Source organism: Rahnella woolbedingensis (assembly GCF_003602095.1).
Classification (GTDB): domain Bacteria; phylum Pseudomonadota; class Gammaproteobacteria; order Enterobacterales; family Enterobacteriaceae; genus Rahnella; species Rahnella woolbedingensis.
The window spans coordinates 1-18,249 of record NZ_RAHH01000022.1; the positions used below are offsets into that span (position 1 = coordinate 1).

The 18,249-nt window shown below is 51.6% G+C and carries 19 protein-coding genes; 9 read left to right on the forward strand and 10 right to left on the reverse strand.

Annotated features, from left to right (window positions below):
• The 3 genes from D6C13_RS17550 to D6C13_RS17560 form a co-directional block, all read right to left on the reverse strand.
• The coding region (locus D6C13_RS17550) for a hypothetical protein (RefSeq protein ID WP_147408187.1) at positions 1-555 on the reverse strand (555 nt) is incomplete at its 3' end.
• Between the two features lie 375 nt (positions 556-930).
• Complete coding sequence (locus D6C13_RS17555) at positions 931-1,107, reverse strand: ogr/Delta-like zinc finger family protein (protein WP_120133991.1); 177 nt, start codon at positions 1,105-1,107, stop codon at positions 931-933.
• Positions 1,108-1,113: 6 nt separating this feature from the next.
• Positions 1,114-1,899 (reverse strand): capsid protein, encoded by a 786-nt coding sequence (locus tag D6C13_RS17560; RefSeq protein ID WP_120133992.1) that lies wholly within the window; start codon positions 1,897-1,899, stop codon positions 1,114-1,116.
• A gap of 371 nt (positions 1,900-2,270) precedes the next feature.
• Between D6C13_RS17560 and D6C13_RS17565 the strand changes: the two genes are divergently transcribed.
• On the forward strand, positions 2,271-3,050 hold the full coding sequence (locus D6C13_RS17565; protein WP_120133993.1) for an ABC transporter substrate-binding protein: 780 nt from the start codon (positions 2,271-2,273) through the stop codon (positions 3,048-3,050).
• Between the two features lie 193 nt (positions 3,051-3,243).
• Here the strand turns inward: D6C13_RS17565 and D6C13_RS17570 are convergent, their stop codons facing one another.
• Positions 3,244-4,026: a DeoR/GlpR family DNA-binding transcription regulator gene (locus tag D6C13_RS17570; RefSeq protein ID WP_120133994.1), complete on the reverse strand. Its 783-nt coding sequence runs from the start codon at positions 4,024-4,026 to the stop codon at positions 3,244-3,246.
• A gap of 279 nt (positions 4,027-4,305) precedes the next feature.
• Between D6C13_RS17570 and gatZ the strand changes: the two genes are divergently transcribed.
• From gatZ to D6C13_RS17605, 7 genes are all read left to right on the forward strand, one after another.
• Positions 4,306-5,601: a tagatose-bisphosphate aldolase subunit GatZ gene (gatZ, locus tag D6C13_RS17575; RefSeq protein ID WP_120133995.1), complete on the forward strand. Its 1,296-nt coding sequence runs from the start codon at positions 4,306-4,308 to the stop codon at positions 5,599-5,601.
• Positions 5,594-6,076 (forward strand): PTS galactitol transporter subunit IIA, encoded by a 483-nt coding sequence (gene gatA, locus D6C13_RS17580; protein ID WP_120133996.1) that lies wholly within the window; start codon positions 5,594-5,596, stop codon positions 6,074-6,076. The genes gatZ and gatA overlap by 8 nt, the downstream gene beginning before the upstream one ends.
• A gap of 75 nt (positions 6,077-6,151) precedes the next feature.
• Positions 6,152-6,436 carry a PTS galactitol transporter subunit IIB gene (gene gatB, locus D6C13_RS17585; RefSeq protein ID WP_120133997.1) on the forward strand — a complete coding sequence of 95 codons (285 nt, stop codon included), beginning with the start codon at positions 6,152-6,154 and terminating at the stop codon, positions 6,434-6,436.
• Positions 6,437-6,439: 3 nt separating this feature from the next.
• Positions 6,440-7,807, forward strand: coding sequence for a galactitol-specific PTS transporter subunit IIC (locus D6C13_RS17590; RefSeq protein ID WP_120133998.1), 1,368 nt, complete (start codon positions 6,440-6,442; stop codon positions 7,805-7,807).
• 42 nt (positions 7,808-7,849) lie between these two features.
• Positions 7,850-8,899 (forward strand): galactitol-1-phosphate 5-dehydrogenase, encoded by a 1,050-nt coding sequence (gene gatD / locus D6C13_RS17595; protein ID WP_120133999.1) that lies wholly within the window; start codon positions 7,850-7,852, stop codon positions 8,897-8,899.
• Positions 8,900-8,903: 4 nt separating this feature from the next.
• Positions 8,904-9,758: a tagatose bisphosphate family class II aldolase gene (locus D6C13_RS17600; protein ID WP_120134000.1), complete on the forward strand. Its 855-nt coding sequence runs from the start codon at positions 8,904-8,906 to the stop codon at positions 9,756-9,758.
• Between the two features lie 121 nt (positions 9,759-9,879).
• Positions 9,880-10,581, forward strand: a complete 702-nt coding sequence (locus D6C13_RS17605; RefSeq protein ID WP_120134001.1) for a GNAT family N-acetyltransferase — start codon at positions 9,880-9,882, stop codon at positions 10,579-10,581.
• 39 nt (positions 10,582-10,620) lie between these two features.
• Here the strand turns inward: D6C13_RS17605 and D6C13_RS17610 are convergent, their stop codons facing one another.
• The 5 genes from D6C13_RS17610 to D6C13_RS17630 all read right to left on the reverse strand — a co-directional run bounded on the left by D6C13_RS17610 (position 10,621) and on the right by D6C13_RS17630 (position 16,252).
• Positions 10,621-11,151 carry a GNAT family N-acetyltransferase gene (locus D6C13_RS17610; protein WP_120134002.1) on the reverse strand — a complete coding sequence of 177 codons (531 nt, stop codon included), beginning with the start codon at positions 11,149-11,151 and terminating at the stop codon, positions 10,621-10,623.
• 53 nt (positions 11,152-11,204) lie between these two features.
• On the reverse strand, positions 11,205-12,302 hold the full coding sequence (gene ada / locus D6C13_RS17615; RefSeq protein WP_120134076.1) for a bifunctional DNA-binding transcriptional regulator/O6-methylguanine-DNA methyltransferase Ada: 1,098 nt from the start codon (positions 12,300-12,302) through the stop codon (positions 11,205-11,207).
• A gap of 210 nt (positions 12,303-12,512) precedes the next feature.
• On the reverse strand, positions 12,513-14,198 hold the full coding sequence (locus D6C13_RS17620) for a M28 family peptidase (protein ID WP_120134003.1): 1,686 nt from the start codon (positions 14,196-14,198) through the stop codon (positions 12,513-12,515).
• The gene (locus D6C13_RS17625; protein ID WP_120134077.1) at positions 14,198-14,992 is read right to left on the reverse strand and encodes a transporter substrate-binding domain-containing protein; all 795 of its coding nucleotides are present in this window, start codon (positions 14,990-14,992) and stop codon (positions 14,198-14,200) included. The genes D6C13_RS17620 and D6C13_RS17625 overlap by 1 nt, the downstream gene beginning before the upstream one ends.
• A gap of 57 nt (positions 14,993-15,049) precedes the next feature.
• The gene (locus D6C13_RS17630) at positions 15,050-16,252 is read right to left on the reverse strand and encodes a M20 family metallopeptidase (protein ID WP_120134004.1); all 1,203 of its coding nucleotides are present in this window, start codon (positions 16,250-16,252) and stop codon (positions 15,050-15,052) included.
• Between the two features lie 194 nt (positions 16,253-16,446).
• Here D6C13_RS17630 and D6C13_RS17635 point away from each other — a divergent pair, with 194 nt between their 5' ends.
• Positions 16,447-17,316, forward strand: a complete 870-nt coding sequence (locus D6C13_RS17635; RefSeq protein WP_120134005.1) for a LysR family transcriptional regulator — start codon at positions 16,447-16,449, stop codon at positions 17,314-17,316.
• Here the strand turns inward: D6C13_RS17635 and D6C13_RS17640 are convergent, their stop codons facing one another.
• Complete coding sequence (locus D6C13_RS17640; protein ID WP_120134006.1) at positions 17,317-18,198, reverse strand: PhzF family phenazine biosynthesis protein; 882 nt, start codon at positions 18,196-18,198, stop codon at positions 17,317-17,319.
• Positions 18,199-18,249 lie beyond the last annotated feature (51 nt).

Consider the following 18,249-nt stretch of genomic DNA (forward strand, 5'->3'; position numbering starts at 1 on the left):
CGTATTTTTTACTTCTTCTTTCAATTGCTGAATTGTTGGATGTTTCATCTTACATAGTAATTTATAATTATGATAACATAATTCCCAAGCTTTTTTATACTCAACATTATTTGGCTGGTCATTTTTTATCACTCCATAAAGATCCTTTTGAGCAGCCATTTGTGCAAGTTTTTTAGGGCCCCATGGAATATCTCCACCTCTACATTCAAGTGCTTTAGTTGCTAAGTCATCACTATCACTAATACAGTTCACGATCAAAGAATTTTCATATAAGGAGGCTGCAACACAAGCAGCTTGATATGGGTATCCGATATTTAGTAAGAGCCACGCACCTCTGAAATCGCTCATGGTTCGCTTCATAAATGCAGAAGCCACTTTAAGGGATAATTTATTTCTCTCGCTTTTCACAAGAAATGGAGCCTTAATAGCAAGAAGCATGCATTTTTGCGCTAGGGAATCCCAATCTTTGACCAACTTAAAGTTATTCTCTAAACACGAAGCCTCTAAATAGGCTAAGTGCTCCCAGTAATAATCCGGCCAGTTATCTTTATTCATATGTCACCTAGACTTCTCACTAATGTGATAAAAAATTAAAATACAAAAATAAACATTCCACAACGTCCTACATTAGAGCATTAAGATACTCTGCGCGCAATTCTCCCCGCCTGCCCGCTGCTGACTTAGCTCGCTGGTTTTAATGCATGAAGAAAAACCGCTGAAAGCCCGTGTAGCATGGGGTTAGAGCCATTTTGAGCACTCCCGAATGCATGCAAAACCATGCACCCTATGCATGCAGAGCTCACAAGGGCAGGCTAGCCAGAGAAAAGGCTGTCAGGAGGGACGGTTTTGCACCGTATTAATGAAAAATACCGCCTTCTGCGAAAGCGGCACTTGAGATTATTTTTTTGGGGAATTGAAACGAGCTGAAATTTATATTTTCCGCTTTAGATTTTCTCTTTTGACGATTTTACTGACGCTTTCATTTGTTTTAAATGCGCATGAGCATTCCAGCCTGGTGCACTGATAATTAGACTCCTTAGTCTGTTCGGTGATATAACGGCTTGTGCGAATGTGAGAAACAGAGCTGCAAAGCGGGCAGCGCATCATTTGCTATTACTCCTTGTTTGAATCGATACGCTGGGAGAGTTTTTGTGCCAGTAATTGCCTTTTTATCGGGCTTTGCAATAGCGCCATATCGACACCAGGCAGCGCAGGAGAATGCATCCCGATTTTCTCCAGCACAGGTTCTGCATCCATGTTGAACTGACCTATGTGAGCCGCACCGACTAACGCGTTGCCAATTTCAGCGCTGATAATCTTGGCGGGCTCTACATAATGACCGGATTGTGTTTCCTGATAACTTACGGTGGATAACGCCAGAAGTTTAAGTTTCACAGCTCGCACAAGCGCCGGACTGAGATGGTTGATGGCCATGCGCCACTGTGTATCAGCATAGGCATTCAGTGCGCTGCGGTGGGCGCTAATCAACGCATCCCCGGCATTAGCACAATGCAACATCGCCGACTGTTTCTCGACATTCAATTCTTCAATCAGGTCATCGAACTCTTTAACTAATCCCTGCTGAATAGCCCGCTGACTGTGTACGTTCTTGAGTTCGTCAGTCATAACCCCGCGTGACTTGCGAAAACGCGAACGCCAGCTCTCTTCGTTCTCTTTGATTTCGCTGTTCGCCGTTTCTTTTTCCTGGGCGCATCGCGCAATCGAACTTTCAATTTCTTCAAGTGCCTGCTTTTTCTTCGCAAACGCCGCTTTGGCCTGCTCAAAGTGTTGGATAGCACCTTCCGCGTTTCCTGATGATGGCTTTTCGTTGTGACCGGCTTTGACCTGAAGAAAGTCCTGGATAACAGCTTCGACGGTTTTGGTTGAATCGGGTTTCATGGCATACCTCAGCAATATGTTGTCAATGTGAGGATATTGTGGGGAGGCTGGCCCGTTACCGCAAAGAAAGCCGCAACCCGCAAGGGTTTGCGGCTTTTTTATTACCTGATACCTGCTGATACTCGCCTATCCATCCTGTTGTTTTTAAAGTGTATTGCAGAACTTATCCTGCTACACACTCCATTACTTCCCTCGCATATTCTGCCCAAAAACCAATCATCCTTATCTCGCACTGCTGCCCGTTTTGCACATAAGTTTGCCGCTTGACCACAATGAACCCAGTCGTCATATTCAAAATATAGAACGATCTTTTTACCCTCGTCGCAGCCGGTCGGGGGGTTGTTTTTATTGGGTACCACCGGAGAACACTTATGAAAAGAAGCAGCTTGCTGATCATCGCAGCATTAACCACCACCAGCGGGATGGCGCAGGCGGATACCACACTGCGATTTGGTGTCGATCCGTCGTTCCCCCCTTTCGAATCTAAGGCCCCCGATGGTCAGCTTGTCGGTTTTGATATCGATTTAGGCAACGCTATTTGCGCGCAGGCGAAAGTGAAATGTGAATGGGTCGAAACCGCCTATGACGGCATTATCCCGGCGCTGAATGCCAAAAAGTTTGATGCAGTACTGTCAGCAATGTCGATGACGCCAAAACGTAAAACGCAGGTCAATTTCTCCCACATGCTTTATCACGTGCCGAGTATTCTGATTGCCAGGAAAGGCAGTGGCTTACAACCCACGGCAGATTCCCTGAAAGGTAAAACTGTCGGTGTAGCTCAGGGCACCACGCAGGAAGCTTACGCGCAAAGTGAATGGCAGAAGAAAGGTGTGAATGTGGTTTCTTATCAGAATCAGGATTTTATAAATCAGGATCTGGCATCCGGACGCATCGACGTCACGTTAACTAACGCTGCAGCGGCTGAGACGGGCTTTCTAAAAACGAAGGAAGGCACTGATTACGCTTTCGCTGGCGAACCTTTAAATGATACCCGCTACTTAGGTGAAGGGACTGCTATCGGTTTGCGCAAAGATGACAAGACTCATCTCGCAGTAATTAACAATGCGCTGGCTGAAATCCACAAAGATGGCACCTTCGAAAAGCTGGAAAAGAAATATTTCAGCTTTGGGGTGTACAACAAAAAATCCTGACATCACTTCTGCCTGTCGCATGACCCACGCTCTGCAGCAGGCATTTCCCGCGAACCATCTTCCACTAACTAATTTCAATTACTGCAACGCATTACATTCTCTGCGTGATGTTATGCAATCATCGAAACACCCCATATCCCCTCTTTCAAAGCAGGCTTATAGTCAGCGCCACCTTAAGTCATCGCTTTAAAGGTTATACAAGAATGAGTTTTGTTGACGTCCGTTTCAACGCTGCGCATGCATCTTCAGTTATCTCACTGTCTGTGATGATGGTGTCGATTTTTTCCATCGGCAGAACAAGGTTGTAACCACGGCGTCCAAATTTAGTGGAATCCGTGACAACGACGACGTGCTGAGCCGCATCGGCCATGATGCCGCTGATGCTGTAGCCTTCGTTAAATGTCGTGATCCCGGTGGCTGCATCCAGACCATCGGCGCCGACAAACATCAGGTTGGCCACAATGCCCTGCAACGCGTATTCAGTGATATTGCCATGTAATGAACGGGTTTTATGCCGCAGCGTTCCCCCGCAAACTACCAGTGTGATGTCTGGGTTTTCAGACAAAACAAAAGCGGCAGGAAGATTATTGGTGATGACCGTAATGTCCCCTGATTTTACGAGTTCCTCGGCCAGCAACATCGTTGTGCTACCGCTGTCGAGGATCACGGTATCGCCGGGTTTAACCATGCCGGCAGCAGCTTGTGCGATACGTTTTTTGGGGTCGCTAGCCTGAAGATAGCGCTCTTCTAAAACCAATTCTCCCGGCGGTTTTTCCTGGCCGGAAGCTTCCTTCGCCGTCCATTTTGCCGCACCACCATGAAAGCGGCTAAGAGCGCCTTTTTGTTCCAGCAGACTCAAATCCGAACGAATGGTCACCTCCGAAACTTCGAAAGCACTCGAAAGGTCCGTCACCAGAACACTGCCATTCTCATTCACTAAATCAATGATTCTATTACGACGTTCATAGGTATTCATTATGAGTAATCCGAAAGGTCATATTCCTCACAGTGTAAACAAAAGACAACTTAATGAGGAGTAAAAATTCCCTGCGATGTGAATCGCAGCAACTCCCGATGCCGCTTTGCTGCTGACAGAGATTTTAGCTTTTCATTTTCCGCTACGCCACCTTAAACGAAAGAAAACGAATGCAATAAACTTACGAAACATTTCGATCTCCATCACATTATGCAGAAAACGCTATTGTTTGACTTTCGTAAAGGTACGATCCTCTTCGAAAATAAACGGAGGCATAAAATGAAAGACATTATTGCTAAACATAAGACAAGTGAAAGGATCGGCATATGTTCAGTGTGCTCTGCGCATCCACTGGTGATTGAAGCGGCGTTACGCGAAGACCTGCATACCGATCGCAAAGTGTTGATCGAAGCGACGTCCAATCAGGTCAATCAGTTTGGTGGTTATACCGGAATGCTGCCGATGGATTTTCGAGATTTCGTTCTCGCGATTGCCGAAAAAATGGGATTCCCTACGCATCGTCTGATTTTAGGGGGTGACCATCTGGGGCCGAACTGCTGGCAGAATGAAAGCGCTGAAAACGCAATGGCAAAAGCCGAGGTGCTGATTGCCCGCTATGTTGAAGCCGGGTTCAGCAAAATTCATCTGGATGCGTCCATGTCTTGCGCGGACGATCCTGTTCCTCTGGATCCCTTCGTGGTGGCTCAGCGAGCAGCGCGTTTATGCCAGGTCGCGGAAAACGTCGCTACGGCACAACAGAAACAACGGCTGACCTATGTCATCGGTACCGAAGTTCCGGTGCCCGGCGGTGAGTCTTCCGCCATTGAGCATGTCCATGTCACCAAAGCCGCAGACGCCAAAGCCACTCTCGACATGCATCATCAGGCATTTCGTGAACTCGGGCTCAATGACGCAATAGGCAGAATTATCGCCGTCGTAGTCCAGCCAGGTGTTGAATTCGATCATAGCCGTGTCATCCACTACCAGCCCGAACTCGCCAGGGAGCTGTCCGCTTATATCGCGACGACTCCGCTAATTTACGAGGCCCATTCCACCGATTACCAGACCCGCGATTCCTATCGCAGCCTGGTCAACGATCACTTCGCCATCCTGAAAGTAGGCCCTGCGTTGACTTTTGCCTTACGGGAAGCCGTTTTCGCACTGGCAAACATTGAACAGGTACTCATTGCACCTGAGTCCCGCAGCCAGCTTCTGACAGTCATTGATGGCGTCATGCTGGATGAACCTGGTTACTGGAAAAAATATTACAACCCGACATTCAGCCTTTCACTCATCGACCTGCATTTCAGTCTGTCCGATCGCATTCGCTACTACTGGCCACATGCCCGCATCAACCGGGCAATGGATGTTTTAATCACTAACCTGCGTTCAGTGGATATCCCACTTGGCCTGCTGAGCCAATATCTTCCTGCTCAGTTTGAACGGGTGATGACCGGCAAACTCGCCAGTGATCCGCACGAACTTATTATCGACAAAATTCAGGATGTTTTACGTGCATACCACTTTGGTTGCACACCCCGGCAAGGCGTTCAGGAAGGATCCTGTCATGCATAACTGCGAGATTTTCGTCAAAACCGGTATCAGTTTTGCGGATCATCACGAGGCGCTCACGCATATCGGCGAACGAATGGTTCAGGAAGGCGTAGTGGAAACGTCGTATCCACTCGCGCTGATCAATCGTGAAGCTGAATTTCCAACGGGGATCCAGCTGGAACACCATGCGGTCGCCATTCCCCACTGTGAAGCGTCACATGCCCGCAGCCCGGCCATTTATCTGATCAGACCCGACACAGCGGTGGAATTTTTTCAGGCAGACGACGACGGTACCATTCCGGCATCCCTGATTATTGCCCTGATAGTCACTCATCCTTCTGAACAGCTGAACTTATTACGTCAGTTATTCAGCCAGTTACAAGATCCCGTTTTTTACAATAGCTTGCTGACGGCGCCTGAAGAGCAGCTTTGTGCGCTGTTTAAACAACACATCTTTATTTCACAACCGGAGAAGCGATCCGCAGTTTGCACCTGAACGCATTCTCGGTAATGAATCTGACGTCTTACCTAAAAAAATAATATCAAAAACAACCTATTAAGGAGCCTTAACGTGAAGCGAAAAATTATTGTTGCCTGTGGCGGAGCCGTTGCCACATCTACGCTGGCAGCAGAAGAAATCAAAGAACTGTGTGAGGCAAACGGCATAAAAGTGGATCTCGTGCAGTGTCGCGTAACAGAGATCGAAACCTATATGCACGGTGCTCATCTGATCTGTACTACCGCCAAAGTCGACCGGACATTCGGCAGCATTCCGGTGGTTCACGGGATGCCGTTTATCTCGGGTGTGGGCATGGATACATTGCGCCAGCAAATACTGACCCTGTTACAGGAGTAAGCCATGTTTACCGAAATAATGCGCTACATCCTCGATCTCGGGCCGACTGTCATGTTGCCCGGCGTCATCATCGTATTCTCTCTGATATTAGGGATGAAACTGGGGGATTCTTTTAAATCGGCAATTCATATCGGCATCGGTTTTGTCGGTATCGGATTAGTGATCGGCCTGATGCTCGACTCTATCGGTCCCGCAGCAAAAGCCATGGCTGAGCACTTTCAAATCAATCTGCAGGTTATCGATATTGGCTGGCCAGGTTCGTCCCCAATGACCTGGGCTTCACAAATTGCACTGGTTGCCATTCCGATTGCTATCGGTGTGAATATTGTGATGCTGCTGACCCGCATGACGCGTGTGGTCAATGTGGATATCTGGAATATCTGGCACATGACATTCACCGGTGCCATGTTGCATCTGGCTACCGGCTCTTACTGGCTGGGGATTATGGGTGTCGTGGTGCATGCGGCGTTTGTCTACAAACTGGGTGACTGGTTCGCGAAGGACACACGGGATTTCTTTAATCTTGAAGGCATTGCGATCCCGCACGGTTCTTCGGCCTATCTTGGCCCGATCGCTGTACTGGTCGATACCATTATCGAGAAGATCCCCGGCCTGAACAAAATTCATTTCAGCGCTGACGATGTTCAAAAACGTTTCGGTCCCTTTGGGGAACCGGTCACCGTCGGTTTTGTAATGGGGCTGATCATTGGTTTCCTCGCCGGTTATGACGTTAAAGGTGTACTGCAACTGGCCGTTAAAACAGCGGCAGTGATGCTCCTGATGCCAAGAGTCATCAAACCGATCATGGACGGCTTAACACCTATTGCCCGCCATGCCCGTACCCGTTTGCAAGCCCGCTTTGGTGGACAGGAATTCCTGATTGGTTTGGATCCCGCCCTTCTGCTCGGTCATACCGCAGTGGTTTCTGCCAGCCTGATCTTTATTCCACTGACCATTCTGATTGCCGTACTGGTACCGGGCAATCAGGTCCTGCCGTTTGGGGATCTGGCCACTATCGGTTTCTTCGTTGCCATCGCCGTCGCCGTCCATCAGGGCAACCTGTTCCGCACCCTTATCTCCGGCTGCATCATCATGAGCATCACGTTGTGGATTGCGACTCAGACTATCGACCTGCATACGCAGCTGGCAGCGAATGCCGGTGCACTTACCGCAGGCGGCAGAGTCGCATCGATGGATCAGGGCGGTTCACCCATCACCTATCTGCTGATCCAGCTCTGCACACTGAAGAATATCGTGGGGCTGAGCGTTATTGGCGTCGTCTATGCCATCGGGGTCTTCCTGACATGGCGTCGTGCACGCAAGTTTACTCAGGCTGAAAAACTGGCAGTTGTTGCACAGGCCACTTCTTAACTTCATCTCAGCGGGGGGATGCCCCCGCTCAAGGAACCGACTATGAAATCTGTTGTTGTAAATACCGGCGGGAAGATGACGATTGAAGAACGTCCGGCCCCGACACTCAATGCCTCTGACGATGTATTGGTTCGCATCGCTTATTCTGGGCTTTGCGGGTCAGATATTCCGCGCATCTTCGCCAATAGCTCGCATTTTTATCCCATCACCCTCGGCCATGAATTTAGCGGTCATGTCGTCAGCATCGGGAAAGATATTCACGACCTGGAGGAAGGTGATGCAGTAGCCTGCGTACCGTTACTCCCGTGCTTTGAATGTGAAGAATGCAAGAAAGCAGCTTATTCACAGTGCAAGCATTACGACTTTATTGGCTCACGCCGCGAGGGGGGGCACGCTGAATATGCGGTGGTTTCCCGCAAAAATTTATTCAAATTACCGGAAAATGCCTCCCTTTTGCAGGGCGCATTCCTCGAGCCTATCACAGTCGGTTTACATGCCCTCAAACTGGCCGGTGGGTGTCAGGATAAAGAGGTCATTGTGATTGGCGCGGGTACCATCGGACAACTCATCATTCAGGCGGCCAGCGCACTGGGTGCAAAATCCGTAACAGCCATTGATATTAATCCTCAGCGCCTGGCTCTTGCGCTGGAAACTGGTGCCAGTCATGCCTTTAACAGCGCGACGCTGAGCGCCGATGACATCCGTCAGAAAACACATGAACGACGCTTTAACCAGCTGATTATTGAAACAGCGGGCACGCCGCAAACCGTGGCGCTTTCCCTTGATATCGCAGGCCCTAAAGCTCAGGTGGCGCTGGTTGGAACATTGCACAAAGATCTGACCCTGAATGTTGCGACCTTCAGCCATATCCTGCGTAAAGAACTGACATTGCTGGGCAGCTGGATGAATTATTCCGCTCCCTGGCCTGGCAGTGAATGGCAGCAGGCGACACAACTTTTTGCAGAGCAAAAGATAAATCTGGAAGCGCTGATCGCAAGCATTGGAGCAGCGGAAGAATTTGTCAGAGAAGTGACGGCACTCGCAGGAAAGCCGATGACAGGGAAAATTTTACTGGATATGACAGGGAACTGAGACAATGTATCTGATTTCAAATAGGGAAATGCTGCTTGCCGCCCAGCGCGAAGGCTATGCCGTACCGGCTTTCAACGTCCACAATCTGGAGACAGTACAAGTAGTCGCCGAAACTGCGGCAGCCATGAACTCACCCGTCATTCTTGCAGGAACACCAGGAACTTTCAGCTATGCAGGAACAGACTATCTGATCTCGATATGTCAGGAAGCCGCACGAAAGTACCGCATTCCGCTGGCCCTGCATCTGGATCATCATGAGGATCATGCTGACATTGAAGGTAAAGTCCGCGCAGGGATCCGCTCCGTCATGATAGACGCCTCGCACTTCCCGCTGGCAGAAAATATCAGACAGGTGTGCGAAGCCGTCAGGCTTTGCCATGGTTTTGATGCCAGTGTCGAAGCGGAGTTAGGCCGTCTGGGTGGTCAGGAAGACGATCTGGTGGTGGAAGACGGCGACAGCTTCTTTACCGATCCGATAGTGGCAAAACACTTTGTTGAAGCCACGCGTATTGATTCACTGGCCGTCGCCATTGGTTCCGCTCACGGCTTGTATCAGGGAGAGCCCAAACTGGATTTCACCCGTCTCGGGCAAATCCGTCAGCAGGTGGATATTCCGTTGGTTCTGCATGGTGCATCAGGTATTCCGGAGGAAATGATCCGCCGGGCTATAGGTCTGGGGATTTGCAAAGTGAATGTGGCGACCGAACTGAAAATTGCCTTTGCCGGTGCTGTGAAAGAGTATTTTACAGAACATCCGGACGCTAACGACCCGCGTAAATACATTGTGCCGGGGAAACTCGCGATGCAAAAAGTCGTGGAAGAAAAAATCAGGATCTGCGGAAGTAGCGGGCGCTTATGACAGGCCTGTATTAATGAAGCGGGCCTGCGCCCGCTTTGCGGATTTTTATTAAAGTGCAGGTTGCAGCCGCCATTTCATTCTGATTTTATGGAAGTTCATTAATAGTAAAATGGAAACTGCTATGACCACCCTGAACCACTTTGGCCAACCCATTGGTGATGCCCTCCCCGACTGGCAACCCCGTGAGCGCCCTGCACCTGTCCAGCTTGATGGCCTCTGGTGTCATCTTGAGCCTCTGTCCTGCGAACGCCACAGTCAGGATTTATTTAACGCCTGGCATAGCATTGATGACAATCGTGACTGGACTTATCTCGCTGTTGATCGTCCAGCAACTCAGGCAGATTGCGACGTGTTTATTTCCCAGCAGGAGAAAAGCCAGGATCCGCTATTTTTTGCTGTTATCGACAACGAAACACAGCGCGCGGTGGGTAGCGTTTCTCTGATGCGTATTGATGCCGTGAATGGCGTTGCCGAAATTGGCTGGGTGAACTGGTCACCGCTGATGAAACGCACACGTTTTGGCACTGAAGCCATTTATCTGCTGCAACGTTATTTGTTTAATACGTTGAAATATCGCCGCTGCGAATGGAAATGCCACAGTCTGAACGAGCCGTCAAAACTGGCGGCCAAACGCTTCGGGTTTGAATATGAAGGTATGTTCCGTCAGGCCATCATCAATAAAGGTCATAACCGCGACACCTGCTGGTATTCGCTTCTTGATTACGAATGGCCAGCCTCAAAGGCCGCGTTTGATCACTGGTTAAGTGCAGACAATTTCAGTGCACAAGGTCAGCAGAAGAAACGTCTGGAAGAGTTTCGTTAATCCTCTCAGCCCGCGTGGCTCTTTGAACGCGGGCTGAATTTAAAGAGTTAACACTGAAATATCTGGCCAGGAATAGATAATATTAGGCGAACGCCAGAGTGGCCCGGCATCGTTATAGCGCCCCGCTTCAAGGCCACCTAAAGCCCGGTAAAATCGAATAGCTGGCTCGTTGCCTTCAACAACGCCAAGCCCTGCGCTGCGGTAACCTTCTGCGATCAGATGCGTGGCAGCTATGTCGATCAAACGTCTGCCAATTCCCTGACGCTTAAAGACAGGCGAAACATACAAAAATTTGATTTCGGCCATATCGCCAAATTCGGGATTTGAAGAACCCGAAGCCAGACTGAATCCGGCTAATTCTCCGCCGACCTCCGCGATAAAAATGCCCTGACTGACAGCGGGATGCGCAAACTTGTCTCGCCAGAATGATATCCGTTTTGGCACGTCCAGAGCGGCAAATGCGTCGGGTGGTGCCAGTTCACGATAGGTATCACGCCAGACGGCGACGTGTAATTTAGCAAGAGCCTCGATATCTTTGGGTTCAGCAATCCGTAAAGTGCAGGCTGGCACGGCATTCCTCGTCATCAAAATGTTTGGAAAATCATAAAGTCAGCTGAGTATAGTCAGCCTTTCTCTTCCCGCGCCAGCAAACTGCATTTTCGTTCCACGCCCCAGCGGTAACCGGAAATGTTACCGCCGGTTTTTACCACCCGATGACAAGGAATGGCGACCGCCAGCAGGTTCGCGGCACAAGCTCCGGCCACGGCGCGGACTGATTTGGGCGAGCCGATTTTATTGGCAATCTCGGCATAACTGGCGGTAGTTCCCGCAGGGATATCACGTAATGCCTGCCACACGCGTTGCTGGAAAGCCGTGCCGCGAATATCCAGTGGCAAATCCAGCCCGATATGGGGCGCTTCAACAAAGCCGACAACTGTAGCAATTCGCTGTTCGAATTCCGGATCGCCGCCCAATAATTCCGCTTGTGGGAAACTGTTTTGCAGCTCGCTGATCAGCTTTTCAGGATCGTCACCCAGCAAAATGGCACAGATCCCACGCTGACTTTCAGCCACCAGAATATCGCCAAATGAAGACTTGCCGATGGCAAACCAGACGCTGATGTCACGACCACCCGAGCGGAAACTTTGCGGCGTCATGCCGAGCGTTGCTGCGGACGTTTCATAAAACCGGCCATCGGAAGGATATCCCGCCGCGTGAATCGCCTCAGTGACTGTCGATGATTCTGCCAGTTTTTCACGGACACGACGGGCGCGCTGAGCCTGCTGGTATTCTTTAGGTGTCACACCGGTTTGCGCCTTAAACAGACGATGAAAGTGGTAAGCACTGATGCCCACTTCAGCGGCCAGTTGATTGAGCGTCAGCATGTCGGCAGATTGTTCCAGCAACCGGCAGGCCTGAGTGACGCGCTGAGCGTGAAATTGCGCCCGTGAGATAAGCCCCTGACGGCAACGCTTGCAGGGACGAAACCCGGCCTGTTCGGCTGATTCGGCGTCATCAAAATAGAGGATATTTTCCGGTTTCGGCTGTCGCGACGAACAGGAAGGCGCGCAGTAAATCCCGGTGGTTTTGACGGCATAAACAAATTTGCCATCCGCATTCGCATCACAGCTGACGACCGCCTGCCAGCGCGGATCCTGGCTCTGTGCGCTGGCTGTCTTTTCCGCTGCCGTATTGTTGATGCCTTGTGTTTTACCTGACATTTTCTGCCTCACGTTTCCCGACTGGATGAATGTCAGCATATGCCGCCATTATCCCCTGCGCCCTCCGGCTCTTGCTTTCTCATTCGGCGCCGGACTTTCGGTCTGCGACCGGAAGGATATGGGTCAGTTTAGTGATCCGTTTAATGGTAAGCCAGTCTGTCATGCTGTCGGTATGGCGAGGTTTTTAATGGTCGGCAGTGAAGCTGCGGATTATGAGCGACAAATAGCCGCCACATTTTCGAGTAACGACAGGGCACGATCACGCTGACGGCAGAAGCGCGTGGTCATCATCAGCCACATTTCCGGTGATGTCTCTCCACGCTGCGCAGCCAGTTCCTGAAAACCGGGAAACGCGCCGCCGCGATAGCTCAGATCGTAATGAAAATCGTCCACAGAGCTGTATCGCAGGCGATGCAAACCGGCGATAGCCTGTTTTAACTGCGGCTGCCACGTCATTGGGTCCTTCTGCCACTTCGCAGTCAGTTCTGCCAAAACGGGCTGTAATTGCTGTAATTTTTCAGCTACCAACCTGAGATCAAATTCCGGTGAGATGGCTGAAATCAGTTCTGCCAGAGACTGCTGTAAACCATTCAGATACGCCAGCGGAGCCAGCGGCAACGCGGGCTGCGTCAGCAGGCTTTCCAGCCAGTGCGCGTGGATCTGCGTATCGCGCCAGAGAATATTCAGATCCACTTTATCGTAAGTGTCCGCTTCAGTGTGCCACCACCAGCCTCCGCCACTGCCCGGTGACTGACTGGTTTTTTCCAGCGGCACTTCGCGAAACGCAAAATGCAAAGGCAAACCGCATCCCCAGAATGACTGATCGCCGCCTTTGCCCAGCGTTGTGATGCGTCGCGCCGGTTCGCCGGTCACGGCTTCCACCGCGGCATTGAGAAATACGTGCGATTCCGCACCGCTGGCATTGAGCACCACGTCCACAGCATCCAGACAACCGGGCGAATCGACGTTGATGTGCGCCACACAATGCTGCTTCAGCTGCTGGCGGTAATTGTCGGCATACCACGTCGAGCCGCCGTAGCGGGCATTGGAATGTCCGGACCACCAGATGATCCGCAGCCCGCGCAACAGCGTTTGCGGTTGCTGATGGAAATGGATCGCCATCGCCAGGCACAGCGCATTGCCGGTGGCGTTGTCCGTGACGCCTTCATGCCAGGCGTCATAATGCGAAGAAAGCAGCACAAATTCCGGCGTGGTACCGGGAATATCCACTACCGGCATACTGCATTCAGCGACGTGGAAATTCAGTTCGGTGGCGATTTCCAGCACCAAAAGCGGCTCCCGCTGTAGTTGCGCCAGCAACCGTTGCCCGTCCTGCTGATTGACACAAATCACCGGCAGTCGCGGGTAACGCAGAAAATCGTCCGGTTCCGGCGTGCCCCAGACCGGCCCGACGGTTTCTTCATGCAGCGCTGTTTCCGCCGATCCCCAGATATGGATAAGCCCGGCGGCACCTGCCGCGCATAAACGTTGCACGTAATCTTCAAAGCCCTGACCGGCGATCACGATTTTGCCTCTTACATCCTGCGCCCAGCTTCTCCATTCGAGATCTGTGCGCGGTTCACAGGCTACGGCATCGTAATATGCACGCCCTTCCACACCCTGCGGACAGTGCGCCGAGAACGAACGGGTTTTGGCGTCGCACTGCCATTGCGGCTGTTCCGGCAAACGCAGACGTCCGGCCAGCGGATCGCTCAGATACAACGGACAATGCATCAGACGGGCGTCCAGCCCCTGTTCCTGCAACAAAGACACCATGCGCCGCGCCGCCTGTTCAGCACCCTCGCAACCGGAAAGCCGGTGCAGCGTAGAAAACTCGCGCAACAGGCCATCCATCAGCGGCAATAAATGTTCACGAACCGGCGGGCGCAGCAGCATTATTGGGCCTTCTCCTGATGAACGGAAATATCCAGCGGGCCAAAGTATTGGGTCTTAATTTTTTCCCAGGTGCCGTCGGCGATGATTTTCGCCAGACCGTCATTAAGCAGTTTTTTGATGTGATCGTCGCCCTTACGCAGGCCGTAAGATGAGCCGATACTGAACAGTTTGTCGTCACGCACTTCCGGGCCGGTCAGGGTGAAATTCTTGCCTTCCGGTTTGTTGAGGAAACCGAAAGTCACGGCAACCGCCGGGCTCAGCGCCGCATCCAGACGTCCGGCAATCAGGTCCTGATAAATGGTGTCCTGATCGGCATAAGCCACCACTTCCACGCCTTTCGGCTGCCAGAACGTATTGGCGTACATTTCCTGAATCGATCCCTGCTGCACGGCAATGCGTTTGCCCTGCAATGATTCCGGCGTCGGCAGCAGCGGGCTGCCTTTTGCCACCACCAGTTTGGTTGGAATATGGTAAACAAAATCGCTGAAGTCGATCACTTTACGGCGTTTTTCTGTCGCGCCCTGCGGCGAAATGAAATCCACTTTTTTAGCAATCAGCGACGGAATTTCGGCGTCAAAACTGCTGACAACAAATTCACACTTCACTTTCATCTCGCTGCAAATCGCGCTGGTCACATCGATTTCAAAACCGGTGGGTCTCCCCGTCGCATCACGATACTGGAACGGGGGATAGCCTAAATCGGCCGCCACACGCAAAGTTTCCCCTTCGGCATGCGCCAGCGCGCTGCCAAATGTCAGTGCCAGAACAGCAGCCGTCAGTGTCTTCTTCATCAGTGTTTTTATCATCATAATGCTCTCCTCTCACCCAAAGTTATTATTTTGATTGTTAAGTTAAAAATGGGACTTCCAGGTTAAAAACTCTTCCCGCACCGCCGACAACTTTGCTTCGTCCTGACACAAATCCACCGTCGTCATCGCCAGCGCTTTCGCCGCCTGCAACATCGCCTGTAAGCCCGCTTCGGAACCGGCGGCCTGCGCAAATTCCGGCGTATGCGGTAATACGTCGCCGATGCGAATGTAAGGGTGGATCGCCGCCGTAATCTGGCTGACGTTGCCGATATCCGAAGAGCCAATACCGCCGCTTTTCGGTGGCGGCACCACTTCCACGCCGAGGATTTCCAGATTCTGTTTGAAGTATTCCGCCAGCGTCAGGTTGTTATTGCGCTCGGCGTAAGTCAGCCCTTCTTCGATTTCCAGCCGTGCGCCGGTCATCAGCGCGGCGCCACGCGCGGCATCAAACACTTTTTGCTTTACGACCGCCAGCCCCCTGACCGTGCTGGCACGCATCAGGAATTTCGCTTCGCTGTAAGCCGGAACGATATTGGTGGCGCTGCCGCCGTCAGAGATAATGCCGTGCACCCGCACGTCGTCGGTGAATAACTGACGCAGCGCGTTAATGCCGTTAAAGGTGTGGATCACGGCGTCCAGCGCGCTGATGCCGTTTTGCGGTGCCGATGCCGCATGCGCTGCTTTGCCATAGAATTTAAACACCGCATCGACGCAAGCCAGACCGCCGCGCACCACCATAGTTTTATCGCGAGGATGGAACATCATCACCGCGTCAACGTGATCGAAAAATCCTTTTTCACTGAGGATGATCTTTCCGCCGCCCTCTTCTTCCGCCGGCGTTCCCACCACTTCGAGCTTGCCGGTCAGCAGGTGCGAAACCTGTTTCAGCGCCAGCGCGGCAGTGACCGAAGCTGTGCCGATCAGGTTATGACCGCAGGCATGCCCGAGATCAACCAGCGCATCGTATTCCGCCAGCAGCGAAATCACCGGCCCCGGCTTGCCGCTGTCAAAGGTCGCGCGAAACGCCGTCGGCAGGCCGCCGAGCTGTTCTTCAATTTCAAAACCTGCCGCGCGCAAAGGGGCAATCAGCGCCGCCGCAGAATTGACTTCCTCAAAACTCAGTTCCGGATTGGCGTGAATATTCAGCGCCAGCGCGGTGACCTGCGGGGCGAGTGAATCCACGGCGGCGATAATCTGAACTTTGTGTTGGTTGTGGTTATGAACTGATGTAGTGCAATCCGACATATTTATTCCCTGCGATGGTGCAAAACCAAAAATTATTTTCGGATGAATGTATTGTGGCGTTGCGGTAACTCGTCTCTATCATTAACAGAAATAGGGCTTTTGGCGTTTTCGGTCAAATTGAGCCTTTTTATCTGTTGCGCTTTTTACGCAAAAATTATTTTATGGCAGTCAGAATTCACGGGTGGCGAAAAACAATGAATGAGAAAGACTGGCTGATCCTGCGGGCGGTATATCAGCATAAAAACATTACCCGCGCGGCGGAGCAGCTTTACACATCGCAGCCTGCGCTCAGTTACCGTTTACGTCAGATTGAACGCAAGCTGGCGATCCGTTTGTTTGAAGAAGGGCATAAGGGGCTGACCTTCAGCGCGCAGGGGGAATATCTGGCACAGCACGCGGTGAATGTTTTAAATGATTTGCAGCAACTGAAACTCAATCTGCACAGTCTGGATCAGGAACAACAGGGCGAGATTTCGCTGGGCGTGTCGAGCAACTATGCGGCTTATCGTTTGCCGCCGCTGCTCAGCCAGTTCCGGCAAACGCATCCGGGGATCCGCGTAAATCTGATGAGTGGTTTTAGCGAGGAAATCATTCAGAAACTGCTGCGCGGCGAAATTGATATGGCACTCGTGAAGGACGATTTTAACTGGAAGGAAGCCAAACACCTGATTGAGGAGGACGACTATGTGCTGGTCAACAGTCAGGATTTTGATTTCGCTCTGCTGCCGCACATGCCGCAAATTAAAATCCATCACGGCGCGCATGTCACGCAACTGATTGAACGCTGGTGGAATGCCCATTTTTCCCATGCGCCGAATATCACCATGGAAGTCGACAAACTGGAAGTGTGTATGGCGATGGTGGAACACGGACTGGGATATGCGATTGTCGCCACGTATTTACCGCTGCCGGAACATTTTTACCGCCGCCCGATCAACGTGGACGGCACGACGGTAAAAAACCGCACCTGGCTGCTGCATCGTCATAACCTGAATGCCACGCCCTATATGCAGGCGTTTATTCACCTGTTACAGACGGCGCAGCATGGGCTGACGCCACGCTGATCAGAGATCTAACGTGCCGTCGATGAGCGTACAGGTATCACCACCGACCCAGGGTTCGCCATCGACAAACGTCACGGTGACACGGCCATCGCGCTGCAATTTAGTGCCCTGACGCACGCGGTAAATTTCCGCCATATGTGCACCATCCGGGAAATTCGCCGCTTTCAGCACCCGCGCCAGACAGGCATTGGCGCTGCCGGTGACCGGATCTTCTTTCAGCACGCCATCCTCATCAATAATCGCCCGCACTTCATAATCCGCCGGACCGTTTTTATCGTGCAAACCGTAGACGGCGATGCCGTTAATGCCCAGCTGGCTTTGCAGCTGACTGACAGCCGCAGCATCGGCGGTGATGTTCAGGCAATCCTGCGCGCTTTCCATCCGCACCACCAGCCAGATGATCCCCATATCGACTTCGACCGGCATGACATCGGCCTGAATCTTTCCACCGCGTAATGCCGTGGTCAGCAATTCAAGATGCTGACTTTCAAGCGGTGTCTGCTGTGCCGGCGGCGCGCAAAATGCCTGTCCGCCTTCAGCCAGCTGTTTCACCTGCACCAGACCCACGCCACATTCCTGCACCAGATAACCGTCATTTTTCGGTTTCAGCCCGCTTTGCAACAGCGCGTACGCCGTGCCCAGCGTCGGGTGTCCGGCGAACGGCAGCTCTTTATCGGTGGTAAAAATCCGCACACGATAATCCGCTTGCGGTGAAGTCGGTTTGAGCACAAACGCGGTTTCCGCAAGATTGGTCCAGCGGGCCATCGCAAACATCTCGTCGTCTGTCAGCCCTTCGGCATCGAGTATCACGGCCAGTGCATTGCCTTTAAGCGGCTTAGCGGTGAATACATCAACTTGTTTAAAACGGCGCTGGCGGGTCATAGCAAATCCTTTCTAATCATTGAGTAAGAAACGGCGAAGTCACTGAGTTTA